General features: G+C 70.5%; 13 protein-coding genes. 7 read left to right on the top strand and 6 right to left on the bottom strand.

What is annotated here, in order from left to right; translation table 11 throughout:
• The first annotated feature begins 5 nt into the window (after window positions 1-5).
• From gcvT to IEZ19_RS33705, 6 genes are all read left to right on the top strand, one after another.
• Entirely contained in the window at window positions 6-1,142 is a 1,137-nt protein-coding gene (gene gcvT, locus IEZ19_RS33730) for a glycine cleavage system aminomethyltransferase GcvT (RefSeq protein ID WP_189315123.1), read from the top strand.
• 109 nt (window positions 1,143-1,251) lie between these two features.
• Entirely contained in the window at window positions 1,252-1,629 is a 378-nt protein-coding gene (gene gcvH / locus IEZ19_RS33725) for a glycine cleavage system protein GcvH (RefSeq protein WP_189315122.1), read from the top strand.
• Window positions 1,630-1,642: 13 nt separating this feature from the next.
• The gene (gene glyA, locus IEZ19_RS33720; RefSeq protein ID WP_189315121.1) at window positions 1,643-2,908 is read left to right on the top strand and encodes a serine hydroxymethyltransferase; all 1,266 of its coding nucleotides are present in this window, start codon (window positions 1,643-1,645) and stop codon (window positions 2,906-2,908) included.
• Window positions 2,909-2,981: 73 nt separating this feature from the next.
• Entirely contained in the window at window positions 2,982-4,349 is a 1,368-nt protein-coding gene (locus IEZ19_RS33715) for an L-serine ammonia-lyase (protein WP_189315120.1), read from the top strand.
• A 257-nt stretch (window positions 4,350-4,606) separates the two neighbouring features.
• Window positions 4,607-8,182: a phosphodiester glycosidase family protein gene (locus tag IEZ19_RS33710; RefSeq protein ID WP_189315119.1), complete on the top strand. Its 3,576-nt coding sequence runs from the start codon at window positions 4,607-4,609 to the stop codon at window positions 8,180-8,182.
• A gap of 184 nt (window positions 8,183-8,366) precedes the next feature.
• Window positions 8,367-8,924 carry a GH25 family lysozyme gene (locus IEZ19_RS33705; RefSeq protein ID WP_189315118.1) on the top strand — a complete coding sequence of 186 codons (558 nt, stop codon included), beginning with the start codon at window positions 8,367-8,369 and terminating at the stop codon, window positions 8,922-8,924.
• 14 nt (window positions 8,925-8,938) lie between these two features.
• Here IEZ19_RS33705 and IEZ19_RS33700 read toward each other — a convergent pair whose 3' ends face one another.
• From IEZ19_RS33700 to IEZ19_RS33690, 3 genes are all read right to left on the bottom strand, one after another.
• Window positions 8,939-9,649 (bottom strand): NADPH-dependent F420 reductase, encoded by a 711-nt coding sequence (locus IEZ19_RS33700; RefSeq protein ID WP_268248707.1) that lies wholly within the window; start codon window positions 9,647-9,649, stop codon window positions 8,939-8,941.
• Window positions 9,650-9,777: 128 nt separating this feature from the next.
• Complete coding sequence (locus IEZ19_RS33695; RefSeq protein WP_189315116.1) at window positions 9,778-9,990, bottom strand: EF-hand domain-containing protein; 213 nt, start codon at window positions 9,988-9,990, stop codon at window positions 9,778-9,780.
• A gap of 60 nt (window positions 9,991-10,050) precedes the next feature.
• On the bottom strand, window positions 10,051-10,962 hold the full coding sequence (locus tag IEZ19_RS33690; RefSeq protein WP_189315115.1) for a MerR family transcriptional regulator: 912 nt from the start codon (window positions 10,960-10,962) through the stop codon (window positions 10,051-10,053).
• Between the two features lie 49 nt (window positions 10,963-11,011).
• Here IEZ19_RS33690 and IEZ19_RS33685 point away from each other — a divergent pair, with 49 nt between their 5' ends.
• Complete coding sequence (locus IEZ19_RS33685; RefSeq protein WP_189315190.1) at window positions 11,012-11,644, top strand: GNAT family N-acetyltransferase; 633 nt, start codon at window positions 11,012-11,014, stop codon at window positions 11,642-11,644.
• 25 nt (window positions 11,645-11,669) lie between these two features.
• Here the strand turns inward: IEZ19_RS33685 and IEZ19_RS33680 are convergent, their stop codons facing one another.
• The 3 genes from IEZ19_RS33680 to IEZ19_RS33670 form a co-directional block, all read right to left on the bottom strand.
• On the bottom strand, window positions 11,670-12,857 hold the full coding sequence (locus IEZ19_RS33680; RefSeq protein WP_189315114.1) for a YncE family protein: 1,188 nt from the start codon (window positions 12,855-12,857) through the stop codon (window positions 11,670-11,672).
• Window positions 12,857-13,651, bottom strand: coding sequence for a polysaccharide deacetylase family protein (locus IEZ19_RS33675; protein ID WP_189315113.1), 795 nt, complete (start codon window positions 13,649-13,651; stop codon window positions 12,857-12,859). The genes IEZ19_RS33680 and IEZ19_RS33675 overlap by 1 nt, the downstream gene beginning before the upstream one ends.
• Window positions 13,652-13,743: 92 nt before the next feature.
• Entirely contained in the window at window positions 13,744-14,247 is a 504-nt protein-coding gene (locus tag IEZ19_RS33670; RefSeq protein WP_189315112.1) for an ATP-binding protein, read from the bottom strand.
• Window positions 14,248-14,468: the final 221 nt, after the last annotated feature.

Below are 14,468 nucleotides of genomic sequence, written 5' to 3'. Positions count from 1 at the left end.
GTCCGATGAGCAGTACCGAATCCTCAGCATTCCCCGGAGTTCGCCGCACCGCGCTCGACGCGCTGCACCGTTCCCTCGGCGCGACGATGACCGACTTCGCCGGCTGGGACATGCCCCTGCGCTACGGCTCCGAGCGCGACGAGCACATCGCCGTGCGCACCCGGGCCGGCCTGTTCGACCTTTCCCACATGGGCGAGATCACCGTCACCGGACCGCAGGCCGCCCAGCTGCTGAACCACGCCCTGGTCGGCAACATCGCCTCCGTCGGCGTCGGCCGTGCCCGCTACACCATGATCTGCCGGGCCGACGGCGGCATCCTGGACGACCTGATCGTCTACCGGCTGGCCGAGGCCGAGTACATGGTCGTGGCCAACGCCTCCAACGCCCAGGTGGTCCTCGACGCGCTCGTCGAGCGGGCTGCCGGCTTCGACGCCGAGGTCCGCGACGACCGGGACAACTACGCGCTGATCGCCGTACAGGGCCCCGAGTCCCCCGCGATCCTCAAGTCGGTCACCGACGCCGACCTGGACGGCCTGAAGTACTACGCGGGCCTGCCCGGCACCGTCGCCGGTGTCCCCGCGCTGATCGCGCGCACCGGCTACACCGGTGAGGACGGCTTCGAGCTGTTCGTGGCGCCGGAGCACGCCGTGGAACTGTGGCGCGCGCTGACCAGGGCGGGCGAGAGCGCCGGGCTGGTCCCCTGCGGTCTGTCCTGCCGGGACACGCTGCGCCTGGAGGCGGGCATGCCGCTGTACGGGCACGAGCTGAACACCTCCCTGACCCCGTTCGACGCAGGGCTCGGCCGGGTCGTGAAGTTCGACAAGGAGGGCGACTTCGTGGGCCGCGAGGCGCTGGCCGAGGCCGCGTCCCGCGCCGAGGCGAACCCGCCGCGCGTCCTGGTCGGCCTGATCGCCGAGGGCCGCCGGGTCCCGCGCGCGGGGTACCCGGTCGTCGCCGGTGGCGAGGTGATCGGCGAGGTCACCTCGGGCGCCCCCTCGCCGACGCTGGGCAGGCCCATCGCCATGGCGTACGTCGACGCGGCGCACGCGGCGCCAGGGACGGCGGGCGTCGGTGTGGACATCCGGGGCAGTCACGAGCCGTACGAGGTCGTGGCGCTGCCCTTCTACAAGCGGCAGAAGTAGACACTGGGCGCGGTCACGGTGTGACCCTGCGCATGTTTCACCTGCTCACGAGCAGTCACTCGAGTCCCCCATTCACCAGCACTCCCCCGCGTACAGGAGAATTCAGGCCATGAGCAACCCCCAGCAGCTGCGTTACAGCAAGGAGCACGAGTGGCTGTCGGCCGCCGAGGACGGCGTCTCGACGGTCGGCATCACCGAGTTCGCGGCCAACGCGCTCGGCGATGTCGTCTACGCCCAGCTCCCGGACGTCGGCTCCACGGTCACCGCGGGCGAGGCCTGCGGCGAGCTGGAGTCGACCAAGTCCGTCAGCGACCTCTACTCGCCGGTCAGCGGTGAGGTCACGGAGATCAACGAGGACGTGGTGACCGACCCGTCGCTGGTGAACTCGGCCCCCTTCGAAGGCGGCTGGCTTTTCAAGGTGCGCGTCGCGGAGGAGCCGGGCGACCTGCTCTCCGCCGACGAGTACGCCGCCCACACCGCCGGCTGAGAGGTCGTAGAGCATGTCACTTCTGAACACCCCCCTGCACGAGGTCGACCCGGAGGTGGCCGCCGCGGTCGACTCCGAGCTGCACCGCCAGCAGTCCACGCTGGAGATGATCGCGTCGGAGAACTTCGCTCCCGTCGCGGTCATGGAGGCGCAGGGCTCGGTCCTCACCAACAAGTACGCCGAGGGCTACCCGGGCCGCCGCTACTACGGCGGCTGCGAGTACGTCGACGTCACCGAGCAGTTGGCCATCGACCGGGTCAAGGAGCTGTTCGGCGCCGAGTACGCCAACGTGCAGCCCCACTCGGGTGCCTCCGCCAACCAGGCCGCGCTGTTCGCGCTGGCCCAGCCCGGCGACACCATCCTCGGTCTGGACCTGGCCCACGGCGGCCACCTCACCCACGGGATGCGGCTGAACTTCTCCGGCAAGCAGTTCGACGTGGTCGCGTACCACGTGGACGCCGAGACCGGCCTGGTCGACCTGGCCGAGCTGGAGCGGCTGGCCAAGGAGCACCGCCCGAAGGTGATCATCGCGGGCTGGTCGGCGTACCCGCGGCAGCTGGACTTCGCCGAGTTCCGCCGGATCGCCGACGAGGTCGGGGCGTACCTGTGGGTCGACATGGCGCACTTCGCGGGTCTGGTGGCCGCCGGCCTCCACCCGAACCCGGTGCCCTTCGCCGACGTCGTCACCTCCACCACGCACAAGACGCTGGGCGGCCCGCGCGGTGGCATCATCCTGGCGAAGAAGGACTTCGCGAAGAAGCTGAACTCGTCCGTCTTCCCGGGCTTCCAGGGCGGCCCCCTGGAGCACGTGATCGCGGCCAAGGCGGTCTCCTTCAAGATCGCCGCGTCGGAGGAGTTCAAGGAGCGCCAGCGCCGTACGGTCGAGGGCGCGAAGATCCTCGCCGAGCGGCTGACCGCTCCGGACGCCCGCGCGGCCGGGGTGAACGTGCTGTCCGGCGGCACCGACGTGCATCTGATCCTGGTCGACCTGCGCGAGTCCGAGCTGGACGGACAGCAGGCCGAGGACCGGCTGGACGAGGTCGGCATCACGGTCAACCGCAACGCGGTCCCGAACGACCCGCGTCCGCCGATGGTCACGTCCGGCCTGCGCATCGGCACGCCGGCCCTGGCGACCCGCGGCTTCCTCGCCGAGGACTTCGCCGAGGTCGCCGACGTGATCGCGGAAGCGCTGAAGCCGTCGTACGACGCTGCGGCGCTCCGGGGCCGGATCCTCGCCCTGACCGAGAAGCACCCGCTGTACCCCGGTCTGAACAAGTAGTTCCCCGGTGGGGGCACCCGATCCGGACGCCCGGCGCCCGGGTGCCCCATCACCCCCTTCCTGAGGAGATCCCGTGGCCGTCTCGGTCTTCGACCTGTTCTCGATCGGCATCGGCCCGTCCAGCTCCCACACGGTCGGCCCGATGCGCGCGGCGCGCATGTTCGCCCGCAGGCTGCGCAACGAGGGCCTGCTGGGCTCCGTCGCGTCGATACGCTCCGAGCTGTACGGCTCCCTCGGCGCCACCGGCCACGGCCACGGCACGCCGAAGGCCGTCCTGCTCGGTCTGGAGGGCGCCTCGCCGCGCACGGTGGACGTGGAGACGGCGGACGACCGGGTGGACGCCATCAGGTCGTCGGGCCGGCTGCGGCTCCTCGGCGAGCACGAGATCCCGTTCGACTTCGACGCGGACCTGAAGCTGCACCGCCGCAAGGCACTGCCGTACCACGCGAACGGCATGACCGTCTGGGCGTACGACGCCTCGGGCGCGGAGCTGCTGTCGAAGACGTACTACTCGGTGGGCGGCGGCTTCGTCGTGGACGAGGACGCGGTCGGCGCGGACCGGATCAAGCTCGACGACACGGTCCTCAAGTACCCCTTCCGCACGGGCGACGAGCTGTTGCGGCTGACGAAGGAGACGGGTCTGTCGATCTCCTCGCTGATGCTGGAGAACGAGCGGGCCTGGCGCACCGAGGAGGAGATCCACGAGGGCCTGCTGGAGATCTGGCGGGTGATGCGGGAGTGCGTGTCGCGCGGCATGTCCCGCGAGGGCATCCTGCCGGGCGGCCTGAAGGTGCGTCGGCGCGCGGCCGTCACCGCACGTCAACTGCGGGCGGACGGCGACCCGTTGGCGCACGCGATGGAGTGGATCACGCTCTACGCGATGGCGGTGAACGAGGAGAACGCGGCGGGCGGCCGGGTGGTCACGGCGCCGACGAACGGCGCGGCCGGCATCATCCCGGCGGTCCTGCACTACTACATCAACTTCGTGCCGGGCGCGGACGAGGAGGGCGTGGTCCGCTTCCTGCTGGCGGCGGGCGCGATCGGCATGCTCTTCAAGGAGAACGCGTCCATCTCCGGCGCCGAGGTCGGCTGCCAGGGCGAGGTCGGCTCGGCCTGCTCGATGGCGGCGGGCGCGCTGGCCGAGGTGCTCGGCGGATCTCCCGAACAGGTCGAGAACGCGGCCGAGATCGGCATGGAACACAACCTCGGCCTCACCTGTGACCCGGTCGGCGGCCTCGTCCAGATCCCCTGCATCGAGCGCAACGGCATGGCCGCGGTCAAGGCGGTCACGGCCGCCCGCATGGCGATGCGCGGCGACGGCTCCCACAAGGTGTCCCTGGACAAGGTCATCAAGACGATGAAGGACACGGGCGCGGACATGTCGGTCAAGTACAAGGAGACGGCCCGGGGCGGGCTGGCTGTGAACATCATCGAGTGCTGAGTACCGAGGGGGCGGGTCCGGCCGCCGGCCGTTCCTGACGGGGCATCACGTCGCAGGTGCACACGGCGAACACCGGCATTCCGCCGCGAGGAAAGATGCAACTTACAGCCAGCGTTAACCGACGGCTCGCAATGGCGTCGTTCGCACGTATCGGTCGATCTTTGTAATCGGGTATGCACCCATGATCGAAATGGGCGTAGCGGGAGAGTTTTCCCCGCTTCCTTTCCTGACCCGAGGTTCCCATGAGATTGATGGTCTTGAACCATCGACGCAAGAGACCACTGCTGGTCGTGCTCGCCACAGCGACCGCGCTCGCCGCCGCACCTACCGTCGCGTACGCGGACAGCGGCCCGCTCGCGCCCGTCGCCGTTGCTCCGGCCAACATTGATCCGGTCACCGGTGTGCCGGTCACCGGTGCTCAGACCACTGGTGCGCCCGTCACCGGTGCACCGGCCACCGGTGCGCCCGTCACCGGCGGAATCCCCCTGACCAACACGTCCGAGAAGATCGGTCCGGGGATCGACCTGCAGCATGTGAAGGCGCTCGACCAGAAGGGCTGGTACGACGCACAGTTCCTGAACGTGGACCTGTCCAACAGGGCGGTCAGCACGGACCTGCTGACCTCCGGAGCGGTCGCGTCCGGGGCGCCGCTCAGCACGGCCGCCAACAAGGCCGGCGCCGTCGCGGGCGTCAACGGCGAGTTCTTCGACATCGGAAACTCCAACGCGGCGCTCGGCGGCGAGGTTCAGAACGGGCAACTGGTCAAGTCCGCCGACATCGGCGGCCGCCAGCACGTGGGCATCAGCAAGGACGGCATCGCCCAGCTCGTGGACCTCACCGTCGACGCGAACGCGAACTTCGCGGGCGCGGACCACAAGGTCCTGTCGCTCAACGCCGCGAACGGCGGCGGGGTCCCCGCGGACGGCCTGGTCGCGTTCACGTCCGCGTGGGGCGACTACAGCCGCAACAGCGGCCTGACCGGCGTGGCCAACGACCAGATCGCCGAAGTGCTGGTCAAGGACGGATCGGTCGTGTCGGTCACGCCGAACGGTCCGGCGGGCTCGGGGACGATCCCGGACGGCGCCTTCGTGCTCGTCGGGCGCGGGGCCGCGGCGACCGCGCTGCGCGTGCTGCAGCCCGGCGACCCGGTGAAGCTCGACTACGATCTCGCCGACAACGTTGCCAAGACGATGAAGTTCGCGCTCGGCCACGGCGGCACCATCGTCTCGGGCGGCCAGGTCGTCAAGGGTCTCGACACCTCGATCGCCCCGCGCACCGCGCTCGGCTTCAAGAACGGCGGCAAGACGCTCGTGCTCGCGACCTGGGACGGTCCGGGCGGCACGGGCAAGGGCGGCGTCGGGATCGACAAGGAGGCGCGTGACCTCGCCGCGATGGGCGTGGAGACCGCGGTCAACCTCGACGGCGGCGGCTCCACCACGATGGTCGCCCGCGCCCTCGGCGAGGACGCCGCGACCGTCCGGAACGTCCCGTCCGACGGCCATGAGCGCAACGACCCGAACGGCGTGGGGGTGTTCGTCGCGAAGGGCGACGGCAAGCTGGACCAGCTCCTCGTCAAGCCCGCGCCCGGTGCGGCGGCTGCCGATGGCGGCGTGAAGGTCTTCCCGGGGCTGCACCGCGCGCTCGTCGCGGAGGGCGTCGACGACCACGAGACGCCGGTGGCGGTCGACCCGCAGTCCGTGCACTGGTCCGCGGACGGAGCCTCCGTCAAGGGCGGCGCGCTCACGGCCCCGGCCGCAGCGCGCGGCACGATCACGGTCGGCGCTCGTGTGCGGAGTGAGGAGGCGGCCAGGAAGGTCACCGTCCTCGGCCCGGTCAACAGCGTGGAGCTGTCGTCCCAGCGCCTGTCGATCGCCGACGCGACGCCCGACAACGCGGTCTCCGTCTCCGTGACCGGCCGCGACGCCCAGGGCTACACGGCTCCGATCGACCCGCAGGACCTCTCGCTCGACTACGACCACAGCGTCGTCGACATCAAGTCCGTGAACGGCAAGCTGAAGATCACCCCGCTCACCAACGCGGGCACGATCCTCACGGTCTCGGTCGGCGGCAAGTCGGTCCAGCTCCCGATCACGGTCGGCGTGCAGACCAAGACGGTCTACGACTTCGACGACGACGTGCTCGCCCGCTGGCGCAACAACAGCACCGCGGCCACGACGTTCTCGGCGGACCCCGACGGCCTGCGGATCGACTTCAACGCGATGCGCAACGTGGGCATCACGGTGACGTCGGCGACCGGGCGCATCCAGGTGCCCGGCCAGCCGCTCCGCCTGCGGATGCGGATCAAGTCGAGCATCAGCGTGCCGAACGGTCTGACCTACATCAGCTACGTCGACGCGGACGGCAAGAGCAACGGCGTCTACGGCACCGGTCTGAGCGCGAGCAACGACTGGCAGTACGCGTCCTTCACGCTGCCGGCGAACACGAAGTTCCCGATCGCGGTCTCGGGCTTCCAGGGCATCAACACGAGCGTCGCCCAGCAGAAGGCGGGCACGTTCGTCCTGGACCGCGTCGAGGCCGACGTCCCGACGTCGATCGACCTGCCGGCCCAGCCCGACCTGCAGCCCGACGCGCTCGTCTCCGACGACGGCTCGCTGCTCCAGGGCCCCCACACGTGGAAGTTCGCCACGCTGTCGGACGTGCAGTTCACGGCCGACAATCCGGCGCTGACCCAGGTCGCGACGGCCGCCATCCAGCGGATCCGCAAGACCCGTCCGGACCTGATCGTCCTGAACGGCGACATCACCGACCGCGGCCTGCCGCAGGACCTCACACTGGCCCGCCAGGTGCTCACCGACGCCGGATGCGACCTCGTCCTGCTCGGCCAGGAGCCGGCCGAGGACAGCACTCCGGACCCGAAGGCCGGCTCGGTCCCCTGCTACTACGTGCCGGGCAACCACGAGTCCTACGGCCTCAACAACGTCCAGTCCGACCTGACGAACTTCACCAACGAGTTCGGCCGGCCGTACCGGACGTTCGACCACAAGGGCACGCGGTTCATCCTGCTCGCCAGCTCCCTCGGGTCGCTGCGCGCGACGGCCTGGGACCAGCTCCCGATGCTCCAGCAGGCTCTCGCCGACGCCGAGAAGGACAAGTCGGTCCACAACGTCATGGTCTTCGCCCACCACCCGGTGGACGACCCGGCCGAGACGAAGGCCAGCCAGCTCGGCGACCGTGACGAGGCCGCGCTCATCGAGAAGATGCTCACGGACTTCCGTGGCGCGACGGGCAAGGGCGCCGCGATGGTCGGATCCCACGCCCAGATAGCCGACGTCCACCGCATCGAGGGCGTCCCGTACACGGTGCTGCCGTCGTCGGGCAAGGACCCGTACGGCACGCCGGACCGCGGTGGCTTCACCGGGTGGGTGGACTGGTCCGTCGACTCGCAGCGGCACGCGAACCAGCAGTGGCTCGAGGCCGACGTGCGTGCCTTCGCGCAGTCCATCACGCTCAACACCCCTGAGTCGCTCGAGGTGAGGGGGACCGCACAGCTCTCGGGCAGCATCGTGCAGCCGCAGGGCGTGTCGACGGGCACGCGTGTGGTGCCGCTGCGGTACCCGATGTCGGTCGACTGGAGCGGATCGCGCAACCTGGCGATCGGCAGCGGGGAGGAAGCAGTCGCCGAAGCCCGCCACGAGGGCAAGGTGGCGATCCTCGACCCGCAGACCCGGAAGCTCACCGCGCTGCGCCCCGGCACGGTGACCGTGTCGGTGACGAACGACTCGATGCGCGCGTACACCGACGACAGCTCGCTCGCGCCGCTCACGACCTCGAAGACCATCGAGGTCGTCCCGGCCGCGGCCGACAGCGAGTGACCGTCACCAGCATGCGGCCTCTGCGGACCGACTCCTGAGCGTCCTGTCCGGCGCACGAGGCCTTGGCTGAGGGCGAGCACGTACGTGCTCGCCCTCAGCGCACCCGTCGAGTGCTGAGACGGCGGATACGGGGCATACAAGAGTCAACTCCTGTCACCCCACTGACACTTCGGGAAGTACCCGCATGCTGCACGGCATCGACGTGAGCGCTTACCAGCCCACCGACTACGACACGGACGGCAGTTCCTTCGTCTTCATCAAGGCGACCGAGGGCCGTTCGTACGTCAACCCACGACTCAGCGCCCAGACCAGGACGGCCCGCGACGCCGGACTGGTCGTCGGCTTCTACCACTTCCTCTGGCCCGGCAACCTCACGGCCCAGGCCGAGTACTTCGTCAAGCACGCCCCCGAGAAGGCGGGCGACATCCTCGCCGTCGACTGGGAGACGACGAGCGAGGGAACCCACGCGACGAACGCGGAGAAGGACCTGTTCATCCGCAAGGTGAAGGACCTCCGCCCCAGCCACAAGGTCCTGCTGTACGCGAACCGCAACTACTGGCTGAACGTCGACGTCACCTCGTACGCCGGGGACGGCCTCTGGATCGCCGACTACGTCACCGCGGGCAAGCCCCGCATCAAGGCCAAGTGGCGCTTCCACCAGTACACGAGCGACCCGCACGACAAGAACGTGGCCGCCTTCGCGGACAAGGCCGCCCTGCGCGAGTGGGCCGAGGAAGGCTGACGCACAGGGCGGTTTCAGGTCGCGGAACGTGTGGTGGGCTGACCCCGGAAGTCCGCCGGGCGTTCCGGGGAGGCTTCTGCGAGGGCCTTGGTCACTCCGGCCACTCCCTCGCGGAGGCCGTACACCGGCGTGCCCGGCTGCTGGCGCCAGGAGTCGGCGATGCCGCCGGAGTCGACCGTGTCGAAGCCGAGTTCGTCGATCAGGGCTCGGACCTTCGCCTTCGCCGCCGCGTCGTCGCCGGCCACCGGGAGGGCCATGCGGTCGGGGTCGCCGGCCGGGCGGGGGCGTTCCAGGATGTCCTGGGCGAAGGTGCCGTTGAAGGCCTTGACGACCGGGTGGCCGATCTGCTGTTCCGTCCAGCGGCTCTCGGTGATCCCGTCGTCCTCGATCCCGGCGATACGGCCGTCCCGCTCGCGCGGGTAGTAGTTGCCGGTGTCGATCACGACGACGTCGTCGGCCGCGCCGTCCAGCAGGCCGGACGGCAGGTTCGGTACCGCCTTCACAGGGACCGTGACCACGACGACCTCCGCGCCGCGCGCCGCCTCCCCGACCGGGACGGGGGTCGCGCCCGTCTCCTGGGCGAGGTCGGTGAGGGTGTGCGGGCCGCGTGAGTTGGCCACCGAGACGTCGTGGCCGAGCACGGTGAGCCGGCGCGTCAGATTGCCGCCGATGTTGCCCGCGCCGATGATGCCGATCTTCATGACAGACCCTTCCGGCATACGCATGCTTCTGGGAGAGGCGTCAGCCCCGGCACACAAAGGTGTATTCCGGGACTCCGGCAATCGGGTGGCCTTCGGGGCGCAGGACACGACGACGGGGGGTGTCCGGCCGGACACCCCCCGTCGCGGTCGTGTCACTTGCTCAGGTACGCCCAGAACTCGTCGAACGACAGGACCTTGTCGTCGTTGAGGTCCCGCTGCGCGATGATGGTCTCGGCCACCGACTCGGTGACGTTCCAGTCGCCACCCTGGGCGAGGGCGGACTTGAACTCGGCGGCGGTGATGAACCCGTCACCGTCCGCATCGATCCGCTGGAACTGCTTGCGTGCTTCCTCGATGTCCGCCACCGATCCGCCCCTTTTTGTTCGTGTTGCTCATGCCGTTCTGGCCTGCTGACGCAGGTCAGATTAACGGCCCGCGCGCGCCTCCAGTGCAGCGACCACCCACGCGAAGTCCTCCTCGTGCGCGGGCGCGGCCGTTCCCTTGAGGCTGGCCAGCAGCTCGCGGTAGCGGGCGAGCCGTACGTTGTGGGACGCCTTCATACGGGCGAGTACGGCGGCCCGGTCGGCGGTGCCGAGCAGGTCCGCCAGCACCCGGTCGGCCTCGGGCGCCTCGGGGGCGATCCCCTTCTCACGGGCCCGCCCCACCAGCTCGACCAGCCGCTTGAAGAACCACATGGACGCGCCGGCGGGCGTCTCGTGCCCCCGGTCGGCGGCGTTGAACTCGGCCGCCTGCCGCATCTGAGCCCGGAATTCGGGGTCCTGGATCAGCTCGGCCAGCTCCACCCAGGCGTCGACCTGCTCGGGCGTCGGATCGTCCGGCAGCGAGAGCGCGGAGGTGCGCATGCGCTCGCGGATGTCCGGGTCCGCCGTGTCCAGTCCGTGGAACATCTCCTCCACGAACTCCTCCACGATCCGCCGCCGCTCGGCGGCCGACAGCCGTGCCAGTTTGTTCATCAGGGTCATCTCCTCCGCGGTCGCGCCGCGTTTCGCCACGGTCGACAGCACCGCCCTGGTCACCTTCAGCGAGCGGATCTGTGCGTCAAGGGCGGCCACGTGCGCGGCCGCGACCTCTGCCACCGTCGTCTCGCCCGCCAGCACCTCACGGACCGCGTCCAGGCCGAGGCCCAGTTCGCGCAGGGTGCGGATGAGCTCCAGACGGGCGGCGGACTCGGCGTCGTAGAGCCGGTAGCCGCCCGCGGAACGGGCCACGGGGGTCAGCACGCCCTCGTCGGACCAGTAGCGGATGGTGCGCACCGTGAGACCGGTGGCGCGCGCCAGCTCGCCGATGGTGAAAAGTCCGGTGCCGTCGTCGATCATGTCTGCGAGTCTGGGCCTTCCAGTGGGTGGAGACTCAAGGAGCGCCGTGGTGGAGACTTTGCGGGACATTCTCGACGCGGCGGTGCGCGGTGTCTTCCCGCCCGCTGACGGCGGTACGACCGTGGTGCCACAGCCCTCGGACCGGGACGCGGGCGTGCTGTCCTTCACCGCGCACTCGGTCGTGTTCACCGACGAGGACCCCGCCTGGGTGCGCGAGACGCTGCGCGCGGCCGACTGCGACGCGCTGGCCGCGACCATGAACCCCCGCTTCCTCATGGCCTTCCTGGCGCGCACGGGCCGCCGGCACGACACGATCGACGCGCTGCTGACCGCCGCTCCCCTGCCCGGCGCGCCGCCGCTCGCGCTGACGGAGATCAGCGACCCCGCCCACTCCCGGATCGCGTACGCGCGGCGGCGGCGCGACGACGTGCGCGCGTGGGCGGCGGACGGTGGCGTGGTGGTGCTGGGGCGCGGGGTGGCCGGACGCCTCGAGGTGTCGGTGGAGGTGGACGAGGCGGTGCGGCACCGGGGACTTGGGCGGCTGTTGGTCACGGCCGCCCGGCATCTCGCGGGCGAGCCGCTGTGGGCGCAGGTCTCACCGGGGAATGCCCGCAGCATGCGGGCGTTCCAGGCGGCGGGCTACCTGCCTGCGGGGGCGGAGGCGCTGTTCCTCGCCCCCTAGGCCCCCGCGCTCAAGTCGCCCTTTCTCAACGGAAGACGCCCGTGTGCCCGAGCGAATAGCGGCCCGGCTGCGGGTAGACGGCGAGTCCGTGCGGGCCGCTGCCGACCGCGATGCGGGCCAGCAGGGTGCCGGTGCGGGTGTCGAGGGCGTACACCTCGGAGTTGTAACGGCCCGACAGCCACAGGACTTTGCCGTCCGCCGAGACGCCGCCCATGTCGGGGCTGCCGCCGCCGGGCAGATGCCACTTGGTGGCGAGCCGGTTCTGGGCGAAGTCGAAGAGGGAGATGGTGCCTTCGCCCCGGTTGGAGATGTACATCACGCGGGAGTCGCGGCTGACGTACAGGCCGTGAGCACCCTTGCCGGTGGCGAGGAACGTGGGCTTGGCGAAGGTGTCGCCGTTCAGGATCCACAGCCCGTTGGCCACCATGTCGGCGATGTAGAAGCGCCTGCCGTCGGGCGAGACCTTGACGTCCTGCGGCATCGCCCCCTGGAACGGGAGTTTCTCCTGGGCGACGACCTTCATCATCGCGGTGTCGACCTTGAGGATCTCGCCGCTGAACTCGCAGGAGACGATGAAGTAGCGGCCGTCCAGGGAGAAGTCGGCGTGGTTGACGCCGGAGCAGCTGACCGGGACGGTCTTCACGCGCTTCATGGTGTGCGCGTCACGGAAGACGAGTTCGCGGTCGAGGGAGGCCATGACGACGGCGTACTTGCCGTCGGGCGTGAAGTACAGGTTGTACGGGTCGTGCACGGAGACCGGCTTGCCCGTCTTGCCGGTCCTGGGGTCGATGGGGGTGAGGCTGTTGCCCCGGTCGTTGTTGACCCACAGCGTCTTCAGGTCCCAGGAGGGGACGACGTGCTGCGGCTGGGTGCCGACGGGAACGGTCTCGACGACCTTGTACGTCGCCGGGTCGATCACCGAGACCGTGTTGGAGTTGGTGTTGGGGACGTAGACGCGGGAGGGGAAGCCCTTGACCACCGGGGACAGCCGATTGGGGCGGTCGGCGGCGTAGACGTCGGACGGGTCGAGCACGGGCGGCATCCCGGGCAGCCCGTCGACGACCCGCCCCTTGTTCGGGGGCTTGACGGGTGCCGGGCTGGCGAGGGCCTCGTTCGCGCGGTGGCGGACGTCGCTGCTGCACGCGGACAGCAGCGTCAGGGCGGCGAGGGCAGCGCCTGCGGCCAGGACGCGGGCGGCGTGTTGGGGTTGCATCAGCTCAGCAGCTCCGTGGTGGTGACCGCGCGCAGTCCACGGCGGTCGAGTTCTTGGAGTACGGCGGGGAGGGCGGTGACCGTGTCCGCGTAGCCGAAGTGCAGGCTCACCACGGAACCGTTGCGTACCTCGGCGAGGATCTTGCGGGTGACGGCGCCGGCCCCGGGCCGGGTGTAGTCGAGCGAGTCGACGTCGTACGACAGCACGTGCGGATAGCCCGCGGCGCGGGCCAGCCGGGCGACGAGCGGGGTGGCGGTCGGGGCGCGGGAGGGCCGGAACCAGGTGCCGATGGAGCCGGTGAGCCGCCGCAGGCGGTCCGCGCACCCGGTGATCTCGGCGCGGGCGCCGGACTCGGACAGGGTGTTGACGGCGATGTGCCGCTGGGTGTGGTTGCCCAGGTCGTGGCCGCCGTCGAGGATACGGCGGGCGATGCCGGGCTGTTCGTCGAGCCAGCTGCCGACGGCGAGCACGGTGACGCGGGCGCCGTGCTTCTCGGCCGCGGTGAGCAGGTCTTTGGCGATGGCCGGGTCGCCCTGGCCGTGGAAGGTGAGGGCGACGCGGGGGCGGTCGCGGGGGCCGTGGGTGATCTGGCCGGGCTGCCGGGGGAAGGCGCGGGGTGCGGGGGCGGCGAGCGCGGTGGCGCGCGCCGGGGTGCGGGAGGGCGCTCGCGCGGCGGTGGGCCGGGCGGCGGGGTCGATGGCCGGTGAGCATCCTGCGCCGAGGGCGCCACCGACGACGAGCCCGGCACCCGCGCGCAACGCCCCGCGGCGGTCGGTCGTGGTCACGCGCACCATTTAAGACGCAATAAGCAGGAAAACATACGATTGCCCCATTTGAGGGACATTCTCGAGTCGCGCTCAGCGAAGCCGAAGAGGGTTCACGGCCCTCACCGATCGGGGACCCGCATCTCGAACCACGTCGTCTTGCCGCGCGGCAGCAGGTCCACGCCCCAGCGGTCGGACAGCTTGTCCACCAGGAACAGACCCCGGCCGCTGACGTCCAGTTCCTGGACCGGCATCAGACACGGCAGCCCGCGCGAGGGGTCGCGGACCTCGAAGCGGATCCAGCCGCGGCGGCGGCGCATGCGGAGGCCGAAGACCCGGGCGCCGGTGTGCCGTACGGCGTTGCCGACGAGTTCCGAGACGAGTAAGACGGCGTCCTCGGTGAGCTTGGGGGTGAGCCCCCAGTGGCGCAGGACGACGACCTGGGCGAGCCGGCGGGCGGTGGCGGCGGACTCGGGGCGGGACGGCAGCGGGACCTCCGCCTCGGTCGGGTTGCCGAACAACTCCAGTGCCCTGAGCGCCCGTTCGTCCTCGACTGCGGGCGACCATCGCGCCGCGGTCGCACGGCTGTGTCCCCGCGGCTGTTCGATGCCCTCCAGCCCCGCCATGCCCCCATCATGGACGCCCTGCGCGGGCTCCGGGGCCGTTCCGGAGGAATCCACCCCCCGGAACGTTTCGTCGCGCCGGCTCCGATCGGCATATGCCGACGGCATTTCAGGGCCGTCCGCGGCCCCGCCGACCTGCGGAGATGTCTCGCTTCCGGGCAATCGACAGGCCTCCTCGACAAGGCAGGCTTAAGGGTGCTTTAAGGCTCCCATAAACCGCCCCA

Source organism: Streptomyces brasiliensis (assembly GCF_014647875.1).
Lineage (GTDB): Bacteria > Actinomycetota > Actinomycetes > Streptomycetales > Streptomycetaceae > Streptomyces > Streptomyces brasiliensis.
This window is presented reverse-complemented; position numbering and strand designations above follow the sequence as displayed.